This is a genomic window from Streptomyces diastatochromogenes (assembly GCF_002242805.1).
GTDB lineage: Bacteria > Actinomycetota > Actinomycetes > Streptomycetales > Streptomycetaceae > Streptomyces > Streptomyces diastatochromogenes.
In genome coordinates, this window is record NZ_MCGQ01000011.1 from 22,087 (window position 1) to 48,705 (window position 26,619).

The following is a 26,619-nucleotide window of genomic DNA, read 5'->3' on the forward strand; positions in this document are numbered from 1 at the left end:
CCGCGCAGGAGGGGCCCTCGTCGTCTCATGTGCTCGCTCAGCGGGGTTCCAGCACCGCCGGCCGGCGCGAGGCGATGACCCGCTTCGCCAGCGACTTGGGGCTGGTCAGGAAGCCCCAGCCCCACGACATGTGCATGGTCGCCAGGGCCACCGGGATCTGCAGCCGGGCCTTGAGCGGAAGCCCCTTGCCCGCCGGGACCGAACCCGCCACGATCGCCGCCAGATAGCCGCCGGGGATCACCAGACCCCACGGCGTCAGGGCCGCGCCCACCACGAGACCCGCCGCCATCGCGCACACCGCGGTCGGCGGGGCGAGGTAGCGCAGGTTGATGGAGCCCTCGTGGTAGCGGGCGACGACATGGCGCCAGCGGCCGTAGTCCTTGTACTGCTTGGCGAGCGCCCGCACGCTCGGCCGCGGCCGGTACGACACCCTCAGCTCCGGCGAGAACCAGATCAGGCCGCCCGCCTCACGGATGCGGAAGTTCAGCTCCCAGTCCTGGGCGCGGATGAACTCCTCGTTGTAGCCGCCCTGTTGCTCCAGCGCCTCGCGGCGGAAGACGCCGAGGTAGACCGTCTCGGCGGGGCCCGCCTGGCCGCCGGTGTGGAAGGCCGCGTTGCCGACGCCGACCTTCGAGGTCATGGCGGCGGCGACCGCGTGCTCCCAGTCGTTCTCGCCCTCGGCATGCATGATGCCGCCGACGTTCTGCGCGCCGGTCTCCTCCAGGAGCCGCACGGCGGTCGCGATGTAGTTCGGCGAGAGCATGCCGTGGCCGTCGACACGGACCACGATCGGATGCCGGGAGGCCTTGATCGCCGCGTTCAGCGCGGCGGGGGTGCGACCGGTCGGGTTCGGGACGGTGTGTACACGCGCGTCGTCGGCCACGAGCTGAGCGGCGATCTCGTCCGTGCGGTCCGTGGACGGACCGAGGGCGATCACGACCTCCATCTCGCCGGCGTACTCCTGCGCGAGGATCGCTTGGACGGCCCCGCGCAGATGCCGCTCCTCGTTGAGGACGGGCATGATCACAGAAACAGCGGGGAGTCGCACGTCGGGCTTGGCGTTCATAGGGGGCTCACGTTACCGCGAACGGGGGACACCGGTGCGCGCCGCCGGGGCGTGGAGGCGGGCAGGAGATCGTATCGGCCTACGGTGCTCACAAATCCCACGTACGGCCGCAGCCCGGAGGTGTCCCTTGCCGAGCCCGCCCAGGTCCCCCGCCCGGCCGCAGCGCCGACCGCAACCGCCCCGCCGGGTGCCACGGCAGCCCCAACGGACCGTGCGGCCCCCGCGCCCCAGGCGGCCGCGCTGGGCCATGCGGGCGGTGACCACGCTGTCCGTGGTCGTGCTCGCCTCCGCCGGGATCGGCCACGCGGTCGTCACCAGCCTGGACGCGGGCATCGCCCGGGTCGACGCCTTCAAGGACATGAAGAACCGGCCCCGCGCCGGGCACGGCATGAACGTCCTGCTGGTCGGCACGGACGCCCGCGACAGGATCAGCGAGTCGGAGCGGCGCGCGTACCGACTGGGCGGGCAGCCCTGCCACTGCACCGACACGATGATGATCGTGCACATCTCGGACGACCGGGAACGGGCGAGCGTGGTGAGCCTGCCCCGCGACTCCTACGCCGAGGTGCCCGAGCACGTCGACCCGGCCACCGGCCGGCGGCACATCCCGCACCCCGTCAAGCTGAACGCGGCGTACGCCGAGGGCGGCCCCCAGCTGACCATCGCCACGGTCGAGAACATGACCCATGTGAAGATCGACCACTATCTGGAGGTCGACTTCACCAGCTTCATGAAGACCGTGGACGTGCTCGGCGGCGTCCAGGTCTGCACGGCGACACCGCTGAAGGACTCGTACACCGGCCTCGACCTGGCGCCCGGCACGTACACCCTCAACGGCGGGCAGGCGCTGCAGTACGTGCGCGCCCGGCACGCGGACGGGGCGAGCGACCTGGGCCGGATGAGGCGGCAGCAGCGGTTCCTGGCCGCGCTGATCGAGCGGGCCACCTCCTCCGGGGTGCTGCTGAACCCGATGAGGTTCCGGGACGTGACCCGGGCGGTGCTCGGCTCGGTGCGGGCCGACGAGGGCTTCGGCACCGACGAGCTGCTCGACCTCGGCCGGGCGATGCGGAACTTCTCCCCGTCCTCCTCCGAGTTCACCACCGTGCCGATCGGGCAGCTGAACTTCGCGGTCAAGGGCCTCGGCTCGACCCTGAAGTGGGACCCGGCGGCGTCCGGCCGGCTCTTCCAGGCCCTGCGCGACGACAAGCCGCTCAGCGTGGAGCACCCGCACCGCGGTCCTCGGCCCGCGCCTGTCGAGGTCGACCCACGGCAGGTCCGGGTCCAGGTGGAGAACGGAACCGGCACGGCCGGGCTGGCCAAGCGGATCGACGCGGCGCTCGCGACGGCCGGCTTCGCCACCACCCGGCAGCCGACCACCGCGACCGTGCACAACGCCAGGCGCACGGTGATCTCCTACGACCCCCGCTGGGACCGCTCCGCCCGCACCCTGGCCGCGGCCCTGCCCGGCAGCGAACTGCGCGCGGTACCGGGCCAGGGCCAGCTGATCAAGGTGACCGCCGGGTCGGACTTCAAGGCCGTGCACCAGGTACGGGTCGAGGACCCGGCCAAGCCGGAGCAGGCCGTGCTGCGCGGCAACGAGGTGATCTGCTCGGCTTCCGAAGGGGCCTAGTCCTCGAAGCCCTCCGCCGCCCGCTTCTCGCGCAGCTCGCGGATCGCGCGCCGACGGGCCAGGCGGTGGGTGCGGCGGATCTGGGCCTCCTGGTAGCGGCGGCGGTCGCGGTCGGTCTCCGGCAGCACCGGGGGCACCTGGCGCGGCTTGCCGTCGGCGTCCACGGCCGCGAAGACCAGGTAGGCCGAGCCGACCTGGGTCGGCGGGGCGGACTCGTTCCAGCGCTCGGCCAGCACCCGCACGCCGACCTCCATCGAGGTCCGGCCGGTCCAGTTGACCTGGGCCTTCACATGGACCAGATCGCCCACGCGGACGGGCTCCAGGAAGGCCATCTCGTCCATGGAGGCGGTGACGGCGGGACCGCCGGAGTGCCGGCCGGCCACCGCGCCCGCCGCGTCGTCGACCAGTTTCATGATCACACCGCCGTGCACCGTCCCCAACAGATTGGTGTCGTTGTGGGTCATGATGTGGCTGAGTGTGGTGCGGGAAGCGGACGTCGGCTTGCCCGGGATGTCCGGATCCACGTCCGTGGCCTGGTCTGTCATGGCCCCCACCTTATGCCGAACTGACATTCGCGGAATTTGTGTCAGCTTCGCAACAGCGCCGCTCTGATTTTCCGACACCCCTTGTAAGGCCCACGGCGGTGCCCTGCACACTGGGGCGCATGAATGACTGGCCCGAGGGATGGCGAGACGACAATCGCGGCCCGCGCTACGGACGCGGCAGCGGCGGCGCGCAGCCGGAAAGCGCCCGCGTGATGCGTCAGGTGCGGCGCGGCCCGGCGGTACCGCCCGGACAGCGCTCGTACGGCGACCCCGGCCCGTCGGCACCGCCGTACGGCGCCGGAGTCCCGCAGCAGCCGTCGTACGTCGACGGCCAGGGATACGACGACTACGACAGCGGATACAACACGGGCCAGGTCTACGGCGGCGGCCCGGGCGGGCCCGGCGGCCCGGCGGGCGCACCCACCCGGGGTCCGCGTCCGGCGCCGAACTGGCGCCGGCGCATCAAGTGGACCGCGATCACGCTGGCCGGTGTGCTGATCGTCACCTCGGTGGCGACGTACTTCTGGGCCGACTCCAAGCTGCGCCGCGAGGTCGACCTGTCGAAGGTCATCGACCGGCCGGAGTCCGGCTCGGGCACGAACTACCTGATCGTCGGCTCGGACAGCCGTGAGGGCATGTCCAAGGCGGACGAGAAGAAGCTGCACACCGGTGGCGCCGAGGGCAAGCGCACCGACTCGATGATGATCCTGCACGTCGGCGACAGCGGCGACACGCTGATCTCGCTGCCGCGCGACTCGGACGTGGAGATCCCGTCGTACAAGGGGTCGACGTCCGGGAAGGTCTACCCGGCCACCGGTCGGCGCGAGAAACTGAACGCGGCCTACGCCGAGGACGGCCCGACCCTCCTCGTGCGCACGGTCGAGTACAACACCGGCCTGCACATCGACCACTACGTGGAGATCGGCTTCCAGGGCTTCGCGAACATCGTGGACGCGGTCGGCGGCGTCGAGATCGACATCGACAAGGGCTTCAAGGACAAGTGGTCCGGCGCCGACTTCAAGGCGGGCAAGCAGACCCTCGACGGCCAGCAGGCCCTCGCCTTCGTCCGCACCCGGCACGCCTTCGCGGCCAGCGACCTGCAGCGCACCAAGAACCAGCAGAAGTTCCTGTCCGCCCTGGCCCACCAGGTCGCCACCCCGGGGACGATCCTCAACCCCTTCAAGTTCTACCCGACCATGGGCGCGGGCCTGGACTCCCTGATCGTCGACAAGGACATGGGCCTGTGGGACCTGGGGTCCATGTTCTGGGCGATGAAGGGCGTCAACGGCGGTGACGGCACCTCGCTGAACATGCCGATCTCCGGATCCACCGGCGGCAACCTCGTCTGGGACAAGGCGAAGGTGAAGACCCTGGTGAACGAGCTGAACAACGACCAGAAGGTGACCGTCACCGGCAACTAGGCGGTCGCCGAGGCGAGCAGCGCGACATGGGGAAGGGCGAGCAGCCCTTCCCCATCCGCGTATACGGCGCTCAGCCGCTCGTACTCCCGCCGGATCCGTACGACCGTCTCCGCGTCCTGCGAGGTCACGACCAGCCCGACGTTGCCGACCCCGGCGGCCACCCCGCCCCACCACTCCTCGACGCCGGCCCGGTGCGCCCAGGCCAGCTCGTCCGCCTCGGCACCGCCGAACCCGGCCTCCGTGAGCATCCCGGCAAGCCCCTCCGGGGTCCGGGTGAAGTCCTCGTCCGGGTCCAGGCGCGGCAGGTACGACGGCGGTACGGCACCGCCGGCCGCGCACGCCTGCCCGAGCAGTTCCTGCCCGGCCCCGCGCCGGGCGCCCCACAGCGTCACGGCGATCCGCCCTCCGGGCCTCAGCACCCGTCGCAGCTCGGCGAGCGCGGCACGCGGCCGACCCACGTGGTTGAGCACGAAGTTGCCAACCACGGCGTCGAACTCACCGTCGGGAAAGGGCAGTTCGGGCAGGACGGCGACCTCTGCGGCCACCCCGCGCCGGCGCGCCTCGGCGACCATGCCGGGGTCGGCGTCCACGGCCCGCACCAACGCGCCCCGCTCCCCCGCCGCCAGGGCGGCCGTGCCGGTCCCCGTCCCGACGTCGAGGACCCGCGTCCCCTCCCCGACCCCGGCCGCGTCCAGCAGCGCGGGCACCGGGTACGCGCACAACCGGCCGAAGCTCCCGGCGTACGCCTCGGTCCGCCCCGCCCACATGGCCCGCTCGGCGGCGTCGAAGGCCGCCGTCGCATCCGTCTCGATCATGCGCCCAGGGTGCCGCACAAAGGATCAAGGGCACCCACGGGGGTGCCCTTGACCGCCCTCACGGGGTGAGGGAGGGTCACATCCGCGCGCCCGCCATCGCTCGGCACATCTCCGCGCAGCGGCGACACGCCTCGGCGCAGCGCATCATCTGCTTGTCGTCGGGCATGGACATACACGCCTCGGCGCACATGTCACAGGCCTTGGCGCACATCGCGCACATCTCGGGCGACATCGGCGAGCGGCGCATCATCATGTCGGCGCACATGCGGGTCATCTCGAAGCAGTCCATGAGCGCGCGCATGATCTGCATCTGGGCCTGGCCGCCCATCTGCATGCAGGAGCTCATGGTCTCCTCGCAGATGTTGTGGCACGACATGCAGGCCTCGACGCAGTCCTGCATCGCCTTGGTCATGGCGGGCATGGTGGTTCCGGGCTGGGTCATGGCTCCTCCTGGGGAGGGAGAGGGGTCCGGGGCGGGCCCCGTGTGGTTCCGTCCTACGCCCGGGCGCCCGGCTCTGCCATTCGACGCATGTCCCGCTTCGCACCCGTTCGGCCCAGAGGGAGTCTTCAGACGGTGGGGGTCGTACCGCCGTCGATGACGTACTCGGCGCCGAGGATGGCCGACGCCCGGTCGGAGACCAGGAAGGCGATCAGGTCGGCAACCTCCTCGGGGCGGTTGGGGCGGCCGAGCGGGATGCCGCCGAGGGAGTCCATGAGCCGGTCCAGGGCCGCCTCCCGGGTGACGCCGGCCTCCTCGGCGATCCGGCTCACCAACTGGTCGGCCGCGCTGGTCCGGATGAAGCCGGGCGAGACCGCGGTGACCCGTACCCCGTGCGGGGCGACCTCGTTGGCCAGGCCCTTGCTGTAGGTGGTCAGCGCGGCCTTGGCGGCGGCGTAGGCGAGGGTGCCGTTCCACAGCGGCATCCGGCGCTGGATGGACGTGACGTGCACGATCACCCCGCGGCCGGCCTCGATCATGCCGGGCAGCAGGCCGCGGTCCAGGCGTACGGCGGCCAGCAGGTTGACGGTCAGTTCGCGGGCCCAGTCGTCGTCGCCGAGGACCGCGAAGCCGCCGGCCGGGGCCGCGGATCCGCCCAGGGCGTGGACGAGGATGTCGACGCCGCCCAGGCGGGCGTTCACCTCGGAGACGACCTCGGCGGCGCCCTCGACGGTGGCGAGGTCCGCCGCGATGAACGTCTTCTCCTCGACCTCCTCGGGGCGGCTGCGGGCGGTGACCAGCACGCTCGCGCCGGCCCGGCGCAGGGAGTCGGCGATGGCGGCTCCGGTGCCCTTGGTGCCGCCGGTGACCAGTGCGCGCCTGCCGTCGAGGGATTCGCTGGTGGGCATGGTGACGGTGCCTTCCGTGACCGAGGTCGGGCCGGGAGATGCCCCGCTGTCCACGCTACGCCGATACGCCGGTAGCCCCCGTCCGAGGCGGACGGGGGCTACCGGGCAGCAGCGAGGAGAGCGCGCGCCTTACGGCAGGTTGCGGGCCATCACGATCCGCTGGACCTGGTTCGTGCCCTCGTAGATCTGGGTGATCTTGGCGTCGCGCATCATGCGCTCCACCGGGTAGTCCCGCGTGTAGCCGTAGCCGCCGAGGAGCTGGACGGCGTCGGTGGTGACCTCCATGGCGACGTCCGAGGCGAAGCACTTGGCGGCCGCGCCCTGGAAGGTGAGGTCCTTGTCGCCGCGCTCGGAGGCGGCCGCGGCCTGGTAGGTCAGCGCGCGGGCGGCGGCGACCTTCATGGCCATGTCGGCGAGCATGAACTGGATGCCCTGGAAGTCGGCGATCGGCTTGCCGAACTGCTTGCGCTCCTGGACGTAGCCCTTGGCGTAGTCGAGGGCGCCCTGGGCGACACCGAGGGCCTGGGCCGCGATGGTGATGCGGGTGTGGTCCAGGGTCTTCATGGCGGTGGCGAAGCCGGTGCCCTCCTCGCCGATGATGCGGTCGGCGGGGATGCGGACGTTGTCGAGGTAGACCTCGCGGGTCGGGGAGCCCTTGATGCCGAGCTTCTTCTCCGGGGCGCCGAAGGAGACGCCCTCGTCCGACTTCTCGACGACGAAGGCGGAGATGCCCTTGGTGCGCTTGGTCGGGTCGGTCACGGCCATGACCGTGTAGTACTCGGAGACGCCCGCGTTGGTGATCCAGCGCTTGACGCCGTTGAGGACGTAGTGGTCGCCGTCGCGGACCGCCTTGGTCGTCATGCCGCCCGCGTCCGAGCCCGCCTCCGGCTCGGAGAGGCAGTACGAGAACATCGCGTCGCCCTTGGCGAGCGGGGCGAGGTACTTCTTCTTCAGGTCCTCGGAGCCGGACAGGATCACCGGGAGCGAGCCCAGCTTGTTCACGGCGGGGATGAGGGAGGAGGACACGCAGGCGCGGGCCACCTCCTCGATCACGATGACCGTGGCGAGCGCGTCGGCGCCGGCGCCGCCGTACTCCTCGGGGACGTGCACGGCGTGCAGGTCGTTGGCGACCAGGGCGTCGAGGGCCTCCTGCGGGAAGCGGGCCTCCTCGTCCACCGCCGCGGCGAACGGCGCGATCTTCGCCTCGACCAGCGAACGGACGGCGTCACGGAGCATGTCGTGCTCTTCGGACGGGCGGTACAGGTCGAAGTCAGCCGATCCGGCCAAGGTCTCTCACGCTCCAAAGACGCTGTGATGCTGACGCTAATTACCGTTAAGTAACTCAAATTTTAGAGGGCCGACCGGGGGACGCCTACGTGAGATGGGCGACAGCGGGGAAATTGCCCGGTGGACGCCCCGACTATGCTCGGCTCCGCATCACCGACGTACCCGATCTGGAGCACATCCATGAGCCTGAAGATCACCGTGATCGGCACCGGCTACCTGGGCGCCACGCACGCCGCGGCCATGGCCGAACTCGGTTTCGAGGTGTTGGGGCTCGATGTCGTGCCCGAGAAGATCGCGATGCTGGAGCGGGGCGAGACCCCGATGTACGAGCCGGGGCTCGACGAGCTGCTGCGCCGGCATGTCGCCGGCTTCGAGGGGTCCACCGGGCGGCTGCGGTTCACCCAGGACTGGGCCGAGGTCGGGGCCTTCGGAGACGTGCACTTCGTGTGTGTGAACACTCCGCAGCGGCACGGGGAGTACGCGGCGGACATGTCGTACGTCGACGCCGCCTTCGCCTCCCTCGCCCCGCATCTGCACGCGCCCGCCCTGGTCGTCGGCAAGTCGACGGTGCCGGTCGGCTCGGCCGAGCGGCTGGCCGCCTATCTGGCCGAGCACGCTCCCGCCGGTGCGGACGCCGAGCTGGCCTGGAACCCGGAGTTCCTGCGCGAGGGCTTCGCCGTGCAGGACACGCTGCACCCGGACCGGATCGTGGTGGGCGTGCGCGGCGACCGCGCGGAGAAGCTGCTGCGGGAGGTGTACGCCACGCCGGTCGGCGAGGGCACGCCGTTCGTGGTGACCGACTTCCCGACCGCCGAGCTGGTGAAGACCTCGGCGAACTCCTTCCTCGCGACCAAGATCTCCTTCATCAACGCGATGGCGGAGGTCTGCGAGGCCGCGGGCGGTGACGTGGCGAAGCTGGCGGAGGCCATCGGCTACGACGACCGGATCGGGAAGAAGTTCCTGCGCGCCGGGATCGGGTTCGGCGGTGGCTGTCTGCCGAAGGACATCCGGGCGTTCATGGCGCGCGCCGGCGAGCTGGGCGCGGACCAGGCGCTGACCTTCCTGCGCGAGATCGACTCCATCAACATGCGCCAGCGCGGTCAGATGGTGGAGCTGGCCCGGCAGGCGCTGGGCGGCGGTCCGTTCCTGGGCAAGCGGGTCGCGGTGCTCGGCGCCACCTTCAAGCCGGACTCGGACGACGTCCGGGACTCGCCCGCGCTGAACGTGGCCGGGCAGATCCATCTGCAGGGCGGCCAGGTGACCGTGTACGACCCGAAGGGCATGGAGAACGCCCGCAAGGTCTTCCCCACCCTGGGCTACGCCGACTCGGCCCTGGAGGCGGTCCGGGGCGCCGACGTCGTACTGCACCTGACCGAGTGGCGGGAGTTCCGCGAGCTGGACCCGGCGGCGCTGGGCCGGGCGGCGGCGGCCCGGCTGATCCTGGACGGGCGCAACGCCCTGGACCCGGAGCTGTGGCGGCGGGCCGGGTGGACGTACCGGGCGATGGGCCGGCCGACCGCCTAGCGGCATGCCTTCAGGGCGACGCCGGTTCGGCCGAGGCTCAGTCGGCCGAACCGGCGTCTTCCCGCATTCTGCACCACGGGACACATACGTGGCCGATGAACTCCCTGTGGTTTACGGCTCCTTGTGGTTCACGACTCCTTCGCTCGGTAGCGGCGCATCTTGGCGCGCGCTCCGCACACCTGCATCGAGCACCAGCGGCCCCGTCCGGCGGGGCTGCGGTCGTAGTACGCCCAGTGGCAGGTCTCGGCCTCGCATGCCTTGAGGCGGGTCCAGGTGCCCGCGACCAGCGCCTCGGCGACGGCGGCGGCGACGCGGGAGAGCAGAGGGCGTACGTCGGCGGGGACGAGGGCCGCCGAGCCGTCGGCCACGTCGACGGTCACGTGCAGGGGGGCCGACGCCAGCAGCTCGCCCAGGGGCGTCACCGGGCGGTGGGGCAGGTGGCCGGCGTGGGCCAGCAGGGTCGCGCGCAGTGATTCACGCAGCTCACGGGCCCGGGGGACGTCGTCCTCCTGGAGTCCGAGGCGCGCCCGGCCGTCCGCCGTGTCGAGCGAGTCGGCGCCCGACTCGATGTCCAGCGTGTTCACCAGGGACTCGACCAGGGCCAGGCCTCCCGGCGCGGGCGATCTCTCACTCATGGCTGCAAGTTACCTCCCCAATCCGGTTGCGGCGTTACCGCCGATGCGGGAGCATCGGGTAACGCGTTACTGGTTACTCGCTTCTAAAGGTAACTCCGAAGGTAACTCCGACTTCGAGGAGGAAGTCATGGCACTCGCCAAGCTGGGTGTGGTCGTCCTGGACTGTCCCGATCCCCGTGCGCTGGCCGGCTTCTACGCCGAGGTGCTGGGCGGCACGGTCGAGGACCAGGGCGACTGGGTCGACCTGAAGCTGCCGGGCGGGCAGGCGCTGGCCTTCCAGGAGGCGCCCGGGTTCGTCCCGCCGCAGTGGCCCGCGCCGGACGCCTCGCAGCAGTTCCACCTGGACCTGGTGGTGGAGGACATGGACGCGGCCGAGAAGGGGGTGCTGGAGCTGGGCGCGAAGGCGCTGGACGCCGAGGACCGCTCGCGCACCTGGCGGGTGTACGCGGATCCCGCGGGGCACCCCTTCTGCCTCTGCGCCGGCTGAGGCAGCCGAAGACGGTCCCTAGCCGTCCAGCTCCGCGATCCGCGCGTTCGACGGCTCCCGGCGGTGTTGTGCGGCGCGGGCCGTGAAGTCCGCGCTGCGGAGCACCCGCTGGACGTTTCCCCAGGTCAGCAGGGACAGCTCGGACTCGGACCAGCCGCGGCGGAGCAGTTCGGCGATCAGGTGGGGGTAGCGGGAGGCGTCGGCGAGGTCGCGGGGGTGGGCGGCGCCGGAGTCGTAGGTGCCGGACAGGCCGACGCACTCGGGGCCGGCGACCGCGCGGACATGGTCGAGGTGGTCGGCGACGTCCCGGACGGTCGGGCCGGTCTGCTCGGCGGTCAGCGGCACCATGCACAGGCCGCCCGCGGCGCCCAGCTCGGCGAGCAGGTCGTCGGGCAGGTTGGCCGGGTGGGGGCGCAGGGCGCGGGCGGCGGAGCGGGTGCACAGCACCGGGGTCTTGGAGAGGGCGGCGGCCCGGCTGACCGTGGCCTCGGAGGCGCCGGACAGGTCGGCCAGGACGCCGAGGCGGTTCATCTCGCGGATGACCTCCTCGCCGAACCGGGTCAGCCCCGCCTCGCTCGCCCAGGCGGTGCCCGCCAGGGTGAGGAGGCGCAGGCCGAGGGCGTGCAGGACGCGCAGGATGCCCAGGGAGTCGTCGAGCGCGGGCGCCCCGGCCGGGCCCAGTACGACGGCGACCCTGCCGCAGTTGCGGGCGTCGATGATCTGTCCGGCGGTGCGCACCAGGCGCAGTCCCTCCGGATGGGAGTCGGTCACGGAGTGGACGAGGTCCAGCTGCTCCAGGGTGGCGCCCACCGCACGGTCCCCAGCCAGCCCCTCGGGCAGGTGCAGCGACCAGAACAGGGCGCCCACATGGCCCTCGCGCAGCCGGGGCACATCGGTGTCGACGGACATCTCGCCCAGCTCCAGGTCGTACCAGGGCAGATGGCGCAGGGCCCACGGCAGCCCGCTGTAGCCGTCGGCGACGGGGTGGCCGGCGAGCAGCGAGTGCGCCCGCCGCAGCGTCTCGTCGGCCGGGCCGTACGGCTCGTCGGGGAAGGGGTCGTCCGGCAGGCCGTAGTCCCCGCCGACCTCGGTCGTGGTGGGCGTGTCGTCCTGGAGGTCGGCCATGGGCGGGCTCCGTACGTCGTCTGAGCTACGTCGGTCGTGAGCTACGTCTGATGCGGCTGGCGTACCGACACGTTCGCACGGAGCGCAGGGATCCTTCCTGGCGAGTGGGGCGTTCGGGGGTACGGTCCGTCACGCGTCCCCGGCCGCCCGGATCACCTCGTCCAGCGTCTCCCGCGAACGTACGAGGTCGGTGATCAGACGATCGATGCGGTCGCGTTCGGCGCTGAGGTCGGCGACCAGCCGCGGGGTGGCGATCGCGGAGGGACCGCCGTCCTGGTCGCGCATACAGGGCAGCAGCAGCCGGATCCGCTCGCTGTGCAGGCCGGCCGCGTACAGCTCCTGGATCCGGATGACCCGGTCGACGGCCGCCTCCGGGTAGTCGCGGTGTCCGCCGGGGGTGCGCTCGGCCGTGAGCAGCCCCTGGGTCTCGTAGTAGCGCAGCGACCGCTCGCTCACGCCGGTGCGCCGGGCCAGTTCACCGATCCGCATGTCCGCCTCCGCCGGGAAGAGGGCTTGAATCTGACATCAATGTCAAGTTCTACCGTGCCGCCATGACGCAGACAACGGACTTCCTGGCCCCGGCCCGGCTCGGTCGGCTGGCGCTCCCCAACCACCTGGTCATGGCCCCGCTCACCCGCAACCGCGCGGAATCCGACGGGACCCCGACCCCGCTCATGGTCACGCACTACGCCCAGCGGGCCTCGGCCGGGCTGATCATCGCCGAGGGCTCGACGCCGAACCCGGTCGGGCAGACGTACCCCGACATCACCGCCATCCACACCGACCGGCACACGGCCGGCTGGCGTCAGGTCACCGACGCCGTCCGGGCGGCCGGCGGTCGGATGTTCCTCCAGCTCCAGCACGGCGGCCGGGTCAGCCATCCGGCGACCACCGGTCTCACCCCGGTCGCGCCCTCCCCCGTACCGCTGCCGGAGACGATCTTCACGCCGGGCGGGCACCGGACGGCCGTCGAGCCGCGCGGGATGACGGCGGACGACATCCGCGCCACGATCGCCGACTTCGCGGCCGCCGCCCGCCGGGCCGTGGACGCTGGCTTCGAGGGCGTCGAGGTGCACTCGGCCAACGGGATGCTGCTGCACCAGTTCCTCGCGGACAACACCAACCGCCGCACCGACGCCTACGGCGGCTCCGCCGAGCGGCGGACGCGGTTCGCGGCGGAGGTGACCGAGGCGGTGGCCGACGCGATCGGCGCGGACCGGGTGGGCATCCGCATCTCGCCCGCGAGCACCGTCAACGGCGTCCTGGAGGACGACACCGACGGCCTCTACGCCGCGCTCCTGGCCCGCCTGAAGGGGCTGGACCTCGCCTATCTGCACCTGGTGCGCTCCGCCCCGGACACCGGCTGGTACCGGCGGATCCGCGCCGACTGGCCCGGCGTCCTGATCGGCAACCCGGACCTGACCGACCTCTCCACCGAGGGCGTCACCCGGGCCGCGCGAGAGATGCTGGCGGCGGGCGCCGACCTGGTGGCGCTCGGCCGGCCGTTCCTCGCCAACCCGGACCTGGTCGAGCGGCTGCGGCTCGGCGCACCGCTCAACCCGGTCCGGGACCGCTACTTCATGTACGTGGGCGGGGTCGACGGCTACAACGACTACCCCGCCCTCGGCGAGCTGCCGGCTCAGCCGTCCAGCGACTCGATGGTCGCGTTGGACGGACCGCGCGTGGCCTGAAGCCCACCGGCCACGTCCTCCGCCGCACCCAGCACCCGTACCGCGTTCTGCCAGGTCAGCTTGGCCAGGTCGGTCCGGGACCAGCCGCGGTCGAGCAGCTCGGCGATCAGGTTCGGGTAACCGGAGACGTCGTTCAGGCCGTCCGGGGTGAACGCGGTGCCGTCGTAGTCGCCGCCGATGCCGAGGTGGTCGATGCCCGCGACCTCGCGCATGTGGTCGAGGTGGTCCGCGACCGTGGAGACCGTGGCGACCGGGCGCGGGTTCCGCTCCTCGAAGGCGCGGTGGATCTTCATCGCCTCGGGGGTGGTGTCGAGGTGGTGGAAGCCGTTGGCGCGCATGTTCTCGTCGGCCGCGAGCGTCCAGTCGACCGCCGCCTGGAGCACGAACTTCGGTACGAACGTCACCATCGCCATGCCGCCGTTGCCGGGCAGCCGCTCCAGGACGTCGTCCGGGATGTTGCGCGGGTGGTCGCAGACGGCACGCGCGGAGGAGTGCGAGAAGATCACCGGCGCGGACGAGGCGTCCAGCGCGTCCCGCATGGTCGTGGCCGCCACATGGGAGAGGTCCACGAGCATGCCGAGCCGGTTCATCTCGCGGACGACCTCGCGGCCGAAGGCGGACAGGCCGCCCACGCCCGGCTCGTCGGTCGCCGAGTCCGCCCAGGCCACGTTGTCGTTGTGGGTGAGCGTCAGGTACCGCACGCCGAGCGCGTACAGGCCCCGGAGCGTGCCCAGGGAGTTCCCGATGGAGTGGCCGCCCTCGGCACCCATGAGGGAGGCGATACGGCCGTCCGCACGGGCCGCCTCCATGTCGGCCGCCGTCAGGGCGGGGGCCAGCTGTGCGGGGTAGCGGGCCAGCATCTGCCGGACGCCGTCGATCTGCTCCAGGGTCGCCGGGACCGCGTCCGGCAGGTCGGAGGGGACGTACACCGACCAGTACTGGGCGCCGACCCCGCCCTCGCGCAGCCGCGGCAGGTCGGTGTGCAGGCTCGCGCTCTGGTGGGCGGCGAGGTCGAGGGCGTCGAGGTCGTAGCGGACCTGCTTGCGCAGCGCGTACGGCAGGTCGTTGTGCCCGTCGACGACGGGGAACTCGCGCAGCAGCTCGCGGGCGTCGTCCAGCGAGGTCACGGGCGTCACTTCCCGAAGCCGAAGCCGCCCGCGGCGCCCTCGACCTTGGCGCGCAGCCGCTTGCCCTTCTCGGTGGCCTGGTCGTTGAGGTCCTGCTGGAAGTCGCGCATCTTCTGCAGCAGGTCCTCGTCGTGCGCGGCGAGCATGCGGGCCGCGAGCAGACCCGCGTTGCGGGCGCCCGCGACGGAGACGGTGGCGACCGGGACACCGGCTGGCATCTGCACGATGGAGAGCAGCGAGTCCATGCCGTCGAGGTACTTCAGCGGCACGGGCACTCCGATGACCGGCAGCGGGGTGACCGAGGCGAGCATGCCCGGCAGGTGGGCGGCACCGCCCGCACCGGCGATGATCACCTTCAGGCCGCGGTCGGCGGCGTGCTCGCCGTAGCTGATCATCTCGCGCGGCATGCGGTGCGCGGAGACGACGTCGACCTCGTACGCGATCTCGAACTCGTCCAGGGCCTGGGCGGCGGCCTCCATGACGGGCCAGTCGGAGTCCGACCCCATGACGATGCCAACAACAGGGCTCATTCGGTGATCGTGCCTCTCAGGTAGCCGGCTGCGTGACGGGCGCGCTCCAGCACGTCGTCCAGGTCGTCGCCGTAGGTGTTGACGTGTCCGACCTTGCGGCCGGGCTTCACGTCCTTGCCATACATGTGGATCTTGAGCTTGGGGTCGCGGGCCATGCAGTGCAAGTACGCGGAGTACATGTCCGGGTAGTCGCCGCCGAGGACGTTGGCCATCACCGTCCACCTGGCGCGCGGGCGCGGGTCGCCCAGCGGGAGGTCGAGCACGGCACGCACGTGGTTGGCGAACTGGGAGGTGATCGCACCGTCCTGGGTCCAGTGGCCCGAGTTGTGCGGACGCATCGCCAGTTCGTTGACGAGTATGCGGCCGTCGCGGGTCTGGAACAGCTCGACGGCGAGGTGGCCGACGACGCCCAGCTCCCCGGCGATGCGCAGCGCCATCGCCTCGGCCTGGAGGGCCAGCTCCTCGTCCAGGTCGGGGGCGGGCGCGATCACGGTGTCGCAGACGCCGGCGACCTGCTGCGACTCGACCACCGGATAGGCAACGGCCTGGCCGTGCGGGGACCGTACGACGTTGGCGGCCAGCTCGCGGACGTAGTCGACCTTCTCCTCCGCGAGGACCGGGACGCCCGCCTTGAACGGGTCGGCGGCCTCCTCGACGGAGTCGACGACCCACACGCCCTTGCCGTCGTAGCCGCCGCGGACGGTCTTGAGGACGACCGGGAAGCCGCCCGCCCGTCTCCCACCACCGCCCTTGCCGGAGGGCCCTTCGGGCCCGCCCCTTTCGAGTTCCGCCGCGAAGGCCGCCACGTCCTGCGGGTCGCCCACGATCCGGTGCCGTGGGCACGGCACTCCGATCGCGTCGAGCTTCGCCCGCATCACGCCCTTGTCCTGGGCGTGCACGAGCGCGTCGGGTCCCGGGCGCACGGGGATACCGTCCGCCTCCAGGGCCCTGAGGTGCTCGGTGGGTACATGTTCGTGATCGAAGGTGATCACATCACAACCGCGCGCGAACTCACGCAGCGTGTCCAGGTCGCGATAGTCGCCTATGACGACATCGCTGACGACCTGCGCCGCTGAATCCTGAGGGGTGTCACTGAGGAGCTTGAACCTGATGCCCAACGGGATGCCCGCTTCGTGCGTCATACGCGCGAGCTGCCCCCCGCCGACCATGCCGACTACCGGGAACGTCACGCCCCTAGGGTATCGGCCGGGACGGCGTGGCCGGATTACGTCCCTCACACCGCCTCTTACCCGGGACTTTCCCGGCTCTTTCCGACCCGTTCCCAAGCTGTGGCCTGGTCCGGGAGCGGCACACAGGTCGCCTGGATAGCATGGCTGGGTTGACGAAACCTACGGACGGGAGCTGCACAGCCATGGAACGTCGTTCCTCGGGGCTGCAACGACTCGTACGCGAGGTGGCCAAGTTCGGCGCCGTCGGAGGCGCCGGCGTCCTTGTCAATCTCGGCGTGTTCAACCTGGTCCGGCATGTCTCCGACCTGCCGGTGGTGCGCGCCAGCATCATCGCGACCGTCGTCGCGATCGCCTTCAACTACGTCGGTTTCCGTTACTGGACGTACCGGGACCGTGAGAAGAGCGGCCGTACCAAGGAACTCACGCTGTTCCTGATCTTCAGCGCGATCGGCCTGGTGATCGAGAACGGCGTGCTCTACCTGGCGACGTACGGCTTCGGCTGGGACAGCCCGCTGCAGAGCAACGTCTTCAAGTTCCTCGGCATCGGCGTCGCCACCCTGTTCCGGTTCTGGTCGTACCGCACCTGGGTGTTCCGGGCACTGCCCGCCCGGGAGACGGTGGCGAGCGCGGAATCGATCCTGGAGCAGGAGTCGAAGAGGCCCGCGCCGCAGCAGCGCGTCCCCTAGGGCTCTAGCGAACCGTCGGCTGGTCCTCGCCCGACTTGCGGGCCGGGGCCGTGCGGGACAGGAACAGGCCGAACACCGGTGGGTGGGTCTGGAGCAGCTCCAGACGTCCGCCGTCGGCCTCCGCGAGGTCCCGGGCGACGGCCAGCCCGATCCCCGTCGAGTTGCGTCCGCTGATCGTGCGCTCGAAGATCCGGGCGCCCAGGTCGCCGGGGACGCCCGGCCCCTCGTCGGTGACCTCGACCACGGCCTGGTTGCCGGTGACCCGGGTGCGCAGCGCGACCGTGCCGCCGCCGTGCATCAGCGAGTTCTCGATCAGCGCGGCCAGCACCTGCGCGACCGCGCCGGGCGTGCCGACGGCCCGCAGATGCCGCTTTCCGGAGCTGACGATGGCCCGGCCCGCGCTGCGGTAGGCGGGCCGCCACTCGGCGAGCTGCTGCTGGATGACCTCGTCCAGGTCGAAGGAGACGGCGGAGCCGGTGCGCGGGTCGCGCGAGTTGGTCAGCAGCCGCTCCACCACGTCCGTCAGCCGCTCCACCTGCCCCAGCGCGATCGTCGCCTCCTCCTTCACCGTGTCCGGGTCGTCGGTGAGGGTGATCTCCTCAAGCCGCATGGACAGCGCGGTCAGGGGCGTACGGAGCTGGTGGGAGGCGTCGGCGGCGAGGCGCCGTTCCGCGGTGAGCATCCGGCCGATGCGCTCGGCGGAGGAGTCGAGCACGTCGGCGACCCGGTCCAGCTCGGGGACGCCGTAGCGCTTGTGCCGGGGGCGCGGATCGCCCGAGCCGAGGCGTTCGGCGGTCTCGGCGAGGTCGGTCAGCGGGGAGGCGAGCCGGTTGGCCTGGCGCACGGCGAGCAGTACGGCGGCGACCACCGCGAGCAGCGCCACCAGCCCGATGATCAGCAGGGTCCGGCCGACCTCGCGGGTCACCGCGGAGCGGGGCTCCTCGACGGTGACCGTCTCGCCCTCCTCACCCTTCTGGGTGGAGCGGATGACGTCGCCCTCGGGCTTGGTGCCGATCTCGATCGGCGGCCGGCCCGGGACCCGGATCTCGGCGTACTGCTCCTTGCTGACCGGGTTGCGCAGGACCTCGGCGTTGACGTTCTCCGCCGCGAGGATGCGGCTGTCCACGATGCTGGCCAGCCGCACCGCCTCGGACTCCACCCGCTCCTGGGCGCTGTTGCTGATCGTCCGTGTCTCGACGATGACGAGGGACACGCCGAAGACGGCGATCACCACGAGGACTACGGCGAGGGTGGACTGGATGAGACGTCGACGCATGTTCCGTTACCTGAAGGGAGTGCTGAACCCCTGGGAGGAGTTCAGCTCTTCTCGAACCGGAAGCCCACGCCACGCACGGTGGCGATGTACCGGGGGTTCGCCGCGTCGTCGCCGAGCTTCTTGCGGAGCCAGGAGATGTGCATGTCGAGGGTCTTGGTGGACGACCACCACGTCGTGTCCCAGACCTCGCGCATCAGCTGGTCCCGTGTGACGACCCGGCCGGCGTCCCGCACGAGCACGCGCAGCAGGTCGAACTCCTTTGCCGTCAGCTGGAGTTCCTCGTCGCCCATCCACGCGCGGTGCGACTCGACATCGATCCGCACGCCGTGCGTGGCCGGCGGCTGCTGCGGCTCAGCTGCGCCGCGGCGCAGCAGGGCCCGTACCCGGGCGAGCAGTTCGGCGAGCCGGAAGGGCTTGGTGACGTAGTCGTCGGCCCCCGCGTCCAGACCGACGACGGTGTCCACCTCGTCGGCCCGCGCGGTCAGGATGAGGATCGGCACGGTGTGGCCGTCGGCGCGCAGCCGGCGGGCGACCTCCAGGCCGTCCATGCCGGGCAGGCCGAGGTCCAGCACGACCAGATCGACGCCGCCCTGCATTCCGGCGTCGAGCGCGGTGGGTCCGTCCTCACGCACCTCGACCTCGTAACCTTCCCGGCGCAGGGCGCGGGCCAGCGGCTCCGAGATGGACGCGTCGTCCTCGGCGAGCAGTACACGGGTCATGAGGTGATGGTAGACCGCCCGCGCGCAGTGCTGGAGTGTGATCGGTTCGAGGAGTTCTTACCTTCCCCGGCCCGTGGTACGAACCATTGCCTGGGAGGTGCGATCGTAGATAACGCCTTCGAAACAGGTCCCGCGGTTCCCTCGACACCTGTGATCCGCGTCTCAAGTCCTTCCATATCCGGCGCTGTCCTGCCGTATGGTGACCTGAACGCCTCTAGCACACCGGGGACCTTTGGCGGGCACTTGACGCTGAAGGTCTCTTTTGTGTGCGGGCTGACGAAGATCAGCCTTGACAGGAATGACCTCTGGCCGGGCTCCGGACGCACTGACGCGTCCAGGGCGTGGATCCCGGTGGTCGCCGTCCGCCACTCCGTGATCCGGAGCGGACTCCCCCTGGGCGTGGGGGTGGACGACCGACCCCGCCGGTGCCGGCCGCACCCCCACCGGGCGCGCAACGCTCCAGCCGCCGCGTCCCGACCAGCAAGGAACGACCATGGCGTCCAGCCTGACGAAGGACTCGGTCCGCCCGGGCACCCCCGGTTCCGAGAAGACCTTCTTCGGCCACCCCCGCGGACTGGCCACTCTCTTCATGACCGAGATGTGGGAGCGATTCTCCTACTACGGCATGAGGGCCCTGCTCCCGCTGTACCTGGTCGCCCCGGGCGGCCTGCACCTGAGCGCAGGCTCGGCGACCGCGATCTACTCGGTGTACGTGTCGCTCGTGTACCTGCTCGCCCTGCCCGGTGGCTGGTTCGCGGACCGCGTCCTCGGCCCCCGCAAGACGGTCGCCGTCTCCGGCCTGATCATCATGCTCGGCCACCTGTGCCTGGCGCTGCCGGTCTCGGCCAGCTTCTTCGTCGGCCTCGGCCTCGTCGCCATCGGCTCCGGTCTGCTGAAGGCCAACATCTCCACGATGGTCGGTCACCTCTACAAGGGTGCGGACGACCCGCGCCGTGACGGTGGCTTCACGCTCTTCTACATCGGCATCAACCTGGGCGCCTTCGCCGCGCCGCTGATCATCGGCACCGTCGGCGAGAGCTACAACTGGCACCTCGGCTTCGCGCTGGCCGCGCTCGGCATGGCGCTGGGTCTGGCCCAGTACCTGCTCGGCAGCCGTCACCTGAGCGAGAAGAGCAGCGTCGTCCCCACGCCGCTGTCCGCCGAGGAGAAGTCCGCCACGCTGCGCAAGGGCCTGACCTGGCTGGCGATCGCCGCGGTCTTCTACGCCGCCGTCGGCTTCTCCGGCCACTTCACGCTGAACTGGGCGCTGATCCCGCTGACCGTCATCGGTCTGATCGTGCCGGTCTTCGTCATCACCCGCATCCTGCGGGACAAGGACCTGGACCGTGCCGAGCGTTCGAAGGTGTCGGCCTACGTCTGGTTCTTCGTGGCCGCCGCCGTCTTCTGGATGATCTACGACCAGGGTGGTTCGACGCTGTCGATCTTCGCCGACGGCAAGGCCGAGAACACCATCTTCGGCTGGGAGTTCCCGGTCTCCTGGTACCAGTCGGTCAACCCGGTCATGATCATGGCCCTGGCGCCGGTCTTCGCCTGGGCGTGGCTGTGGCTGAACCGGCGCGGCAAGGAGCCGAGCACGATCGTGAAGTTCGCCTCCGGTCTGGTGCTGATCGGTGCGTCGTTCTTCCTCTTCCTCGCCCCGCTGTCGATCGCCGAGGGCGGTCACAAGGCCGCGGCGATGTGGCTGGTCGCGATCTACTTCGTCCAGACGATCGGTGAGCTGACGCTGTCTCCGGTGGGCCTGTCCGTGACGACGAAGATGGCGCCGAAGAAGTACGCCTCGCAGATGATGGGCGTCTGGTTCCTCGCGGTCACCGCGGGCGACTCGATCACCGCCCTGCTGTCCAACCCGGCCATCGGCGGGGTGAACCTCGACCGGACGGGCTTCGTCACCCTGGAGGCCGTGCTCGCCGTGGTCGCCGGTGTCGCGGTGTGGATGTACCGCAAGAAGGTGAACCAGCTGATGGGCGACGTCCACTGACGTAGTCCCCGGCTCCGAGGAGGGCCACCGCATCCCTGACGGTGCGGTGGCCCTCTTCTGTTGTCCCGGACCTACCGCGTCCTGCGCTTCGGCATGAACGTGAACACCGCCGCGCCCAGCAGGATCGCCGTGCCCGCCACCAACCCCAGGGCCTTCAGGGCGCCGTGGTCGCCGGCGCCGGTCTCGGCGAGGCCGCCCGCGCCGCTGGTGCTGCTGCCGCCGGTGGACGACGAGCCTCCGGAGGTCGACGTGCCGCCCGAGGCGCCGCCCGGCTGCTGGGCGGTGTCCAGGGTGAGGGAGACCAGCGACTTCTCCGGCGTGCAGGTCGTCGTCGTACCCAGGGCCTTGATGGTGAGGACGCCCGGCGCCAGGGTCGAGGTGCCGCTCGCGCCCGGCTTGTAGGTGCCGGTGAGGTCCGGGATCTCGATCGGTTCGCCGGACTTGATGGGCTGCGCGTTCGTCGGCCCCTCCACATGCACGGTGCCCTTGTCCGCGCCGCCCAGCACCACCTCCATCGACGGCTTCACGGAGTCCTTCGGGATGTCGGCGGGGCTGTTCATCACGGACTTCTTGAACTGCACGGTGAGGTCGTAATCGCCGCCGTTCTTCTTGGCGTTGATCTGCACCGGCGAGGTCGCGTTCTTGTCGCCGATCGGCGTCTTGCAGGCGTAGGGGACCTGGACCTCCTTGCCCGGGAAGTCGGTCTGACCCGTGCCGCCGGTCGGGGTCGCGCTCTTCGTGGGCGTGGCCGACTGCGTCGGCGACGAGCTGGACGTGCCCCCGCTCCCCGGCGTCACCTGGATCGTCGCCGCCTTCTGCACGGTCTCCTTCGGCGTGCACTTGGTGTCCGTCGACATCGCGTTGACCGTGTACGCGTCCGGCGTCAGCGTCACCTCGCCCGCTGTCGTCAGCTTCAGGGTGCCCTTCATGTCGGACAGCACCATGTCGCCGCCCTTGGGGATCGCCGGGTTCTCCCGCGGGCCCTGCATGGCGATGTCGGCCGCCTGTGCGCCGGCCGCCTTGAGCACCCCGGACGGCTGCACCGAGTTGGCGGGCAGGTCGATGATGTCCGGGTTCTTGGACGCGGCCTGGACGAACTTCCACACGATGTCGACCGTGTCGCCCACCTTGGCCGTGGCCGGCGCGGTGATCTCGACCTTCGTGGTGCCGTCGACCGGGTCGATGCCCGCGGGCGGCACGCAGTGGGTGGCGAACGACACCTCGGCCGCCTGCGCGGGCGTGGCCGCCACGCCCAGCAGCACGCCTGCCGAGCAGAGCACCAGTGCGGCGCCGACGGCGCCCGTCCTGCGGGCCGGGGTGACTCTCCTTCGCATGCTCACGTGGGTCCCTTCGTGGTGGGAGTCGTAGGACTCGTCGGGCTGTCGTCGTGCGGTGCGGAGAGCCGGCCGGCCGGGCCGCCCGGAGCGGAGTCCGGGGTGAACCACGGCAGGGTCGGAGTCGGGTCGGGCTCGGGCCCGGGAGTGCGGGAGCGGGGCGGCCGCAGCGCGGGCCGGGCGAGCCGCCGGTGGCGGACACCGCCCGGCCGGGGCGGCCGTACCCGGTCCACGACGGCCATCCCGACGCGGAAGACCGCGGCCGGGACGACCAGGCAGAGCAGGATCCAGAACAGCGTCACGCCCCAGGGGCGCCCCACGCCCCACGGCTGCTCGGCGAGGACCTTGCCGTCGTACCGGAGGGAGACGGTGTAGTCGCCGTGCGCCCCGGCCGACAGCTCCACGGGCAGCTTGATCTGCGCCTTCTTGCCGGGTGCGAGGGTGCCGCGCCACTGCTGCTCGTCCCACTGGGGCGCGAAGACGCCGTGCGCGGTGCCGACCCGGAAGACCGGGTTCTTGATCTCGGTGGAGCCGATGTTGCCCGCGGTGAAGACCAGGGTGCGGCTCGGTGGCGCCCCGAACCAGGTCAGCACGCCGCTGGAGCCGGTCAGCCGGGTGTCGGAGAGGATCGAGAGCCGGCCGCCGGACGGCTCGGCGGGCAGCGGGGCGACGGGATGTCCGGCGACCTCGAGGACGGCGTCCGCCTCGGCCTTCGCACCGGTCACCGTGGCGACGTGCACCACGCAGGGGCACGGCACGGGCGGCTCGGCGACCGGCAGCTTCTTGGCGAAGGACCCGCCGGCGTCGGTGGTCACGGCCCGGCCGTCGCCGTTGGCGCAGGAGTTGGTGCCGCCGATGACGCCCCGGGACGGGGTGGACCGGCCGCAGATCAGCATCATCAGCAGCGTGTGCGGCCGCCAGCCGCTGCCGCTGACGGTGACCGAACCGCCCGTACCCGCCTGGGACGTGGACAGTTTCACGACGGGCCCGGCCGCCGCGGCCGCGGGGGCGGCGAGCGGCAGCAGGAGCAGTGCGAGTACCACCGCCAGCACGGGTGTCCGGGCCTTGCCGCTCACGTCGCCGCTCCCGTCAACTCGACTTCCGTAGGCATGTGTTCGTCGTCCTCGGCCGTACTCCTACGACGCCTGCCGCGCCGTACGGCCGGCAGCGCGGCCGCCGCCACGAGCGCCCCGAGGACGGCGGTCACCGCGCCCCAGGGCACGAACCGGGCCGAGGTGTGCGTGGTGTCGTGGGCGCCGCCCGCCGCGGTCACCGTCAGCCGTACGTCGACGTCGTCCAGCGCGGGGCGGTCGGGCCACGGCTCGCTGAGGGTCCGGCGGGATGCCGGGGGCAGATGGACCGGCAGGGTGCGCGCGGGGCGGTCGAGGACCGGGCCGAAGACGCCGTCGGCGCGCACCGCGAGTTTCGGTACGAGGGTGGTCGTACCGCGGTTGACCAGCTCGTACGTGATCCGGTCGCCGTGCACCGCGACATGTTCGACGGTCAGCGCGGACAGGGCCGGGCCGCCCACGCGCAGCCGGAGCGCGACGGCGGCCGTACGGCCGTCCGCGTCCCGGGCGGTGATCGTGCCGGAGCGGTCGCCGGGTGCGGCACCGGTCGGCACGGTCACCGTGAACGGCACCTCGGCACGGGTGCGCGCGGGGACGCGCAGGCCGGTTCGGGCGAACGCGATCCGCACGCCGGTGCCGCGCAGGTGCACGGTGAGCGGCTTGCGGCTGCGGTTGGTCACGGACACCGTGTCCTGAAGGACCGTTCCCGGGGCGCCCTCGGCGTAGAAGGAGGGGCGTCCGGCGCCGGCGGGCGCGAGGGACCAGCCTGCCGCGGCCTCCGCGTGCGGTGCGGAGGCCAGCAGCAGGAACAGGGCGAGGCCGAGGACACGGGCGGCGGCGGACGGCATGGGCGGCTCCAGCGGTCGGAGGCTGCGGTTGAGCGGCGTGCGGCAGGTCAGCGGCGTGCGGCCGGGTTCCGCCGGGTCAGCCACAGCGCGCCCGCCGCGCCCGCGAGGAGAACCGTTCCGCCAAGCGTGCCGAGGGCGACGGCGGAGTCCTCGGGGCCGGTCTGCGGGAGCTGCCCACCGGAGCCGCCCGAGGAGGAGGAAGAGGAGGACGACGACGATCCGCCGGCCGCCGTCACGTCCAGCGTCAGGGCCGGCTTCGGGCTGTTGGTCGGGGTGCAGGTGGTCGTCGTACCGAGCGCCTTGATGGTGAGCGTGCCCGGCGTGAAGGTGACCTTGCCGGTCTTCTCCGGGGTGTAGGTGCCGCTCAAGTCGCTGATCTTGATGGGGGTGTTGGCGGGTATCGCGGCCCCGTTGGCCGGGCCGGTGACGGGGAGGGTGCCGCGGTCGGCGCCGCCGAGGTTGATGGTGGCGCTCGGCTTCATCGCGCCCTTGCCCAGCTCGACCGGGCTGGAGGAGACGCCCTTCTGCCAGGACATGGTGATCGTGTAGCGGTTGCCGCTCTTGACCCCCTTGATGTCGATGGGCGAGACGGCGCTCTTGTCGCCGATCGGCGTCTTGCAGTGGTAGTTGACGTCGACCACGTCGGCGTGGGCCGCCGGCGCGGCCAGCAGCACCGCCGAGCCGGCCAGGGCCGCGGCGGACACGAGCGCGGCGGTTCGTTGCGGGTACGACACGGTCGGTCCACCCCATTCATTCCTGACGGCATATCAGATTCGGCCGTCAAGGTACGCCCGGGGTCGTGAGGAGGGAAGACGCGGCACACGCCGGAGTTGTGTCGATCCGGCGTGTACGAGAAGGGATTCGAGTGGAGACGGGGGCTCAGGTGGCCGTCGGAACACTCAGACGGGAGCGCCCAGTTCGGCCCACACCGTCTTGCCCGAGCGGCCCGGGGTGCGGACGACCCCCCAGTCCAGGCACAGCCGCTGCACGATGAACATGCCGTGGCCGCCGGGGCGGCCGGCGCGGTGCGGGGTGCGCGGGGCCGGCTGGCCGGCGCCGCGGTCGGAGACCTCCACCCGGATCACCTTGTCGTCGCAGGCGAGGAACAGCTCCTCCGGGCCCTCGGCGTGCAGGCAGGCGTTGGTGACCAGCTCGGACACGACGAGCAGCACGTCCTCGGCGGCGGCCCGTCGGTCGGCGGAGGCGGCGGGCAGCCAGCCCCACGCGTACAGCGCCTGACGGGCGAAGTCGCGGGCGAGCGGGACGACCCCGCTCTCGCCGTCCAGACGCAGCCTGCGGACCTCTCGCCCCGGAGTCTCCCGTACACCCTCGGACGGCACGGACGGCGCGGCTGCCCCCGTGGACGCGCCGCCCTCCGGCGCACCCCCCTCGGACGCCCCGGAAACGCCGCTGGGCTCCGGGCCGCGGTCGCCCGGCGAGTAAGGCCGGGTGGTGCTCATCAGCGCTTCACCTCACCGATTCACCAGTACACGATTCAAAAGCACACGACTTAAATGCTCACATGTCACGCCCGGGCCGGTCACCGGTCCCCCGGGGGATACGGCGCCCGACGGCCGGCGCGTTCAGCATTCTCCTGCCCGGCCGATCCGGGGGAACACCCCCGTTCCGGGCATGACCCGTGCCACTCGCGGACTACGCGGCCTGACACGGGACGGCCGGGCGCGGGTCTCAGTCGGCCTCGCCGGCCAGCGCCGCCTCCAGGGAGTCATGGACGGTGAAGACCGCTCCCGCTCCCGTGATCTCGAACACCCGGGCGACCACCGGAAGCATTCCGGCCAGGTGCACTCCGCCACCGGCGGCCTCGGCCTTCAGCCGGGCTCCCAGCAGCACGTTCAGGCCGGTGGAGTCACAGAACTCCAGCCGTGAGCAGTCCACCACGAGGCGTGAGAACCCTTTGCCCAGGAGGTCGTCGAGCGGCTCGCGCAGAAGATCGGCGGTGTGGTGGTCCAGCTCACCCGCCGGTGTCACTACGGCACTGGAGCCCACTTCGCGCACCTCCACCAGAAGCCGGCCCGACTGTGCGCTGCCGACCATCCCGTGGTCCATGCCGTCTCTCTCTCCCGAGGTCGTGGCTGCTGCTGACGCCCAGGAACACTACGCCTTCCTCACACTCTCCGACACCCGAACAACCTCGCATAATCGGACAGATCGCCATAGAACGTACTTGCGATCGACTCACGGAAGCGGGTAGGGCTAGTAGGAACACATTCCTACACGCCGGCTTCGGAGGCGCCGCACACCGCAGT

At 71.4% G+C, this 26,619-nt stretch carries 27 protein-coding genes; 7 read left to right on the top strand and 20 right to left on the bottom strand.

Annotation, left to right across the window (positions count from 1 at the left end; all coding sequences use genetic code 11):
• Positions 1-37: 37 nt before the first annotated feature.
• Complete coding sequence (locus BEK98_RS12535; RefSeq protein WP_094216553.1) at positions 38-1,066, bottom strand: glycosyltransferase family 2 protein; 1,029 nt, start codon at positions 1,064-1,066, stop codon at positions 38-40.
• Positions 1,067-1,193: 127 nt separating this feature from the next.
• Here BEK98_RS12535 and BEK98_RS12540 point away from each other — a divergent pair, with 127 nt between their 5' ends.
• On the top strand, positions 1,194-2,696 hold the full coding sequence (locus BEK98_RS12540; RefSeq protein ID WP_483027325.1) for an LCP family protein: 1,503 nt from the start codon (positions 1,194-1,196) through the stop codon (positions 2,694-2,696).
• Here BEK98_RS12540 and BEK98_RS12545 read toward each other — a convergent pair.
• Positions 2,693-3,268 (bottom strand): acyl-CoA thioesterase, encoded by a 576-nt coding sequence (locus BEK98_RS12545; RefSeq protein ID WP_094216555.1) that lies wholly within the window; start codon positions 3,266-3,268, stop codon positions 2,693-2,695. The genes BEK98_RS12540 and BEK98_RS12545 overlap by 4 nt on opposite strands.
• 92 nt (positions 3,269-3,360) lie before the next feature.
• On the opposite strand from BEK98_RS12545, the gene BEK98_RS12550 reads away from it, so the two are divergent.
• Positions 3,361-4,662 (top strand): LCP family protein, encoded by a 1,302-nt coding sequence (locus tag BEK98_RS12550; RefSeq protein ID WP_208643092.1) that lies wholly within the window; start codon positions 3,361-3,363, stop codon positions 4,660-4,662.
• Here the strand turns inward: BEK98_RS12550 and BEK98_RS12555 are convergent.
• From BEK98_RS12555 to BEK98_RS12570, 4 genes are all read right to left on the bottom strand, one after another.
• The gene (locus BEK98_RS12555) at positions 4,659-5,477 is read right to left on the bottom strand and encodes a class I SAM-dependent methyltransferase (protein WP_094216557.1); all 819 of its coding nucleotides are present in this window, start codon (positions 5,475-5,477) and stop codon (positions 4,659-4,661) included. The genes BEK98_RS12550 and BEK98_RS12555 overlap by 4 nt on opposite strands.
• A 76-nt stretch (positions 5,478-5,553) precedes the next feature.
• Positions 5,554-5,919, bottom strand: a complete 366-nt coding sequence (locus BEK98_RS12560; protein ID WP_094216558.1) for a four-helix bundle copper-binding protein — start codon at positions 5,917-5,919, stop codon at positions 5,554-5,556.
• Positions 5,920-6,044: 125 nt separating this feature from the next.
• Complete coding sequence (locus tag BEK98_RS12565; protein WP_094216559.1) at positions 6,045-6,824, bottom strand: SDR family oxidoreductase; 780 nt, start codon at positions 6,822-6,824, stop codon at positions 6,045-6,047.
• Between the two features lie 129 nt (positions 6,825-6,953).
• Entirely contained in the window at positions 6,954-8,111 is a 1,158-nt protein-coding gene (locus BEK98_RS12570) for an acyl-CoA dehydrogenase (protein WP_094216560.1), read from the bottom strand.
• A gap of 180 nt (positions 8,112-8,291) precedes the next feature.
• Between BEK98_RS12570 and BEK98_RS12575 the strand changes: the two genes are divergently transcribed.
• Positions 8,292-9,635, top strand: coding sequence for a UDP-glucose dehydrogenase family protein (locus tag BEK98_RS12575; RefSeq protein WP_094216561.1), 1,344 nt, complete (start codon positions 8,292-8,294; stop codon positions 9,633-9,635).
• 128 nt (positions 9,636-9,763) lie between these two features.
• Here BEK98_RS12575 and BEK98_RS12580 read toward each other — a convergent pair whose 3' ends face one another.
• On the bottom strand, positions 9,764-10,270 hold the full coding sequence (locus BEK98_RS12580) for a CGNR zinc finger domain-containing protein (protein ID WP_094216562.1): 507 nt from the start codon (positions 10,268-10,270) through the stop codon (positions 9,764-9,766).
• A 127-nt stretch (positions 10,271-10,397) separates the two neighbouring features.
• Here BEK98_RS12580 and BEK98_RS12585 point away from each other — a divergent pair, with 127 nt between their 5' ends.
• Complete coding sequence (locus BEK98_RS12585) at positions 10,398-10,757, top strand: VOC family protein (RefSeq protein WP_094216563.1); 360 nt, start codon at positions 10,398-10,400, stop codon at positions 10,755-10,757.
• 18 nt (positions 10,758-10,775) lie between these two features.
• On the opposite strand, the gene BEK98_RS12590 is transcribed toward BEK98_RS12585, so the two are convergent.
• Together BEK98_RS12590 and BEK98_RS12595 are read right to left on the bottom strand one after the other, a co-directional pair.
• Complete coding sequence (locus BEK98_RS12590; protein ID WP_094216564.1) at positions 10,776-11,882, bottom strand: dipeptidase; 1,107 nt, start codon at positions 11,880-11,882, stop codon at positions 10,776-10,778.
• A 129-nt stretch (positions 11,883-12,011) separates the two neighbouring features.
• Complete coding sequence (locus BEK98_RS12595) at positions 12,012-12,371, bottom strand: MerR family transcriptional regulator (RefSeq protein WP_094216565.1); 360 nt, start codon at positions 12,369-12,371, stop codon at positions 12,012-12,014.
• 62 nt (positions 12,372-12,433) lie between these two features.
• Between BEK98_RS12595 and BEK98_RS12600 the strand changes: the two genes are divergently transcribed.
• Positions 12,434-13,573: an alkene reductase gene (locus tag BEK98_RS12600; protein WP_094216566.1), complete on the top strand. Its 1,140-nt coding sequence runs from the start codon at positions 12,434-12,436 to the stop codon at positions 13,571-13,573.
• Here the strand turns inward: BEK98_RS12600 and BEK98_RS12605 are convergent.
• Genes BEK98_RS12605 through BEK98_RS12615 form a run of 3 tightly spaced genes read right to left on the bottom strand, consistent with a single transcriptional unit; the run spans position 13,522 to position 16,420 of the window.
• Positions 13,522-14,700 (bottom strand): dipeptidase, encoded by a 1,179-nt coding sequence (locus tag BEK98_RS12605; RefSeq protein ID WP_094216567.1) that lies wholly within the window; start codon positions 14,698-14,700, stop codon positions 13,522-13,524. The two genes, BEK98_RS12600 and BEK98_RS12605, sit on opposite strands and share 52 nt — an antisense overlap.
• 5 nt (positions 14,701-14,705) lie before the next feature.
• Positions 14,706-15,230, bottom strand: a complete 525-nt coding sequence (gene purE / locus BEK98_RS12610; RefSeq protein WP_094216568.1) for a 5-(carboxyamino)imidazole ribonucleotide mutase — start codon at positions 15,228-15,230, stop codon at positions 14,706-14,708.
• Positions 15,227-16,420, bottom strand: coding sequence for a 5-(carboxyamino)imidazole ribonucleotide synthase (locus BEK98_RS12615; RefSeq protein WP_094216569.1), 1,194 nt, complete (start codon positions 16,418-16,420; stop codon positions 15,227-15,229). The genes purE and BEK98_RS12615 overlap by 4 nt, the downstream gene beginning before the upstream one ends.
• 182 nt (positions 16,421-16,602) lie before the next feature.
• On the opposite strand from BEK98_RS12615, the gene BEK98_RS12620 reads away from it, so the two are divergent.
• Positions 16,603-17,106: a GtrA family protein gene (locus BEK98_RS12620; protein ID WP_094216570.1), complete on the top strand. Its 504-nt coding sequence runs from the start codon at positions 16,603-16,605 to the stop codon at positions 17,104-17,106.
• Between the two features lie 4 nt (positions 17,107-17,110).
• On the opposite strand, the gene BEK98_RS12625 is transcribed toward BEK98_RS12620, so the two are convergent.
• The gene (locus BEK98_RS12625; protein WP_094216571.1) at positions 17,111-18,382 is read right to left on the bottom strand and encodes an ATP-binding protein; all 1,272 of its coding nucleotides are present in this window, start codon (positions 18,380-18,382) and stop codon (positions 17,111-17,113) included.
• A 41-nt stretch (positions 18,383-18,423) separates the two neighbouring features.
• Positions 18,424-19,101, bottom strand: coding sequence for a response regulator transcription factor (locus tag BEK98_RS12630; protein WP_020940464.1), 678 nt, complete (start codon positions 19,099-19,101; stop codon positions 18,424-18,426).
• A gap of 493 nt (positions 19,102-19,594) precedes the next feature.
• Here BEK98_RS12630 and BEK98_RS12635 point away from each other — a divergent pair, with 493 nt between their 5' ends.
• A complete protein-coding gene (locus BEK98_RS12635) occupies positions 19,595-21,100 on the top strand; it encodes an oligopeptide:H+ symporter (protein WP_094216572.1) in 1,506 nt (501 codons plus the stop codon).
• A gap of 71 nt (positions 21,101-21,171) precedes the next feature.
• Here the strand turns inward: BEK98_RS12635 and BEK98_RS12640 are convergent, their stop codons facing one another.
• The 6 genes from BEK98_RS12640 to BEK98_RS12665 form a co-directional block, all read right to left on the bottom strand.
• On the bottom strand, positions 21,172-22,434 hold the full coding sequence (locus BEK98_RS12640) for a hypothetical protein (RefSeq protein ID WP_094216573.1): 1,263 nt from the start codon (positions 22,432-22,434) through the stop codon (positions 21,172-21,174).
• A 2-nt stretch (positions 22,435-22,436) separates the two neighbouring features.
• A complete protein-coding gene (locus tag BEK98_RS12645; protein ID WP_094216574.1) occupies positions 22,437-23,510 on the bottom strand; it encodes a hypothetical protein in 1,074 nt (357 codons plus the stop codon).
• Positions 23,507-24,352 (bottom strand): COG1470 family protein, encoded by an 846-nt coding sequence (locus tag BEK98_RS12650; RefSeq protein WP_094216636.1) that lies wholly within the window; start codon positions 24,350-24,352, stop codon positions 23,507-23,509. The genes BEK98_RS12645 and BEK98_RS12650 overlap by 4 nt, the downstream gene beginning before the upstream one ends.
• A gap of 47 nt (positions 24,353-24,399) precedes the next feature.
• Complete coding sequence (locus BEK98_RS12655; RefSeq protein ID WP_094216575.1) at positions 24,400-25,086, bottom strand: LPXTG cell wall anchor domain-containing protein; 687 nt, start codon at positions 25,084-25,086, stop codon at positions 24,400-24,402.
• Between the two features lie 165 nt (positions 25,087-25,251).
• On the bottom strand, positions 25,252-25,812 hold the full coding sequence (locus BEK98_RS12660) for an ATP-binding protein (protein ID WP_094216576.1): 561 nt from the start codon (positions 25,810-25,812) through the stop codon (positions 25,252-25,254).
• Positions 25,813-26,041: 229 nt separating this feature from the next.
• Entirely contained in the window at positions 26,042-26,419 is a 378-nt protein-coding gene (locus BEK98_RS12665) for an STAS domain-containing protein (RefSeq protein WP_094216577.1), read from the bottom strand.
• Positions 26,420-26,619 lie beyond the last annotated feature (200 nt).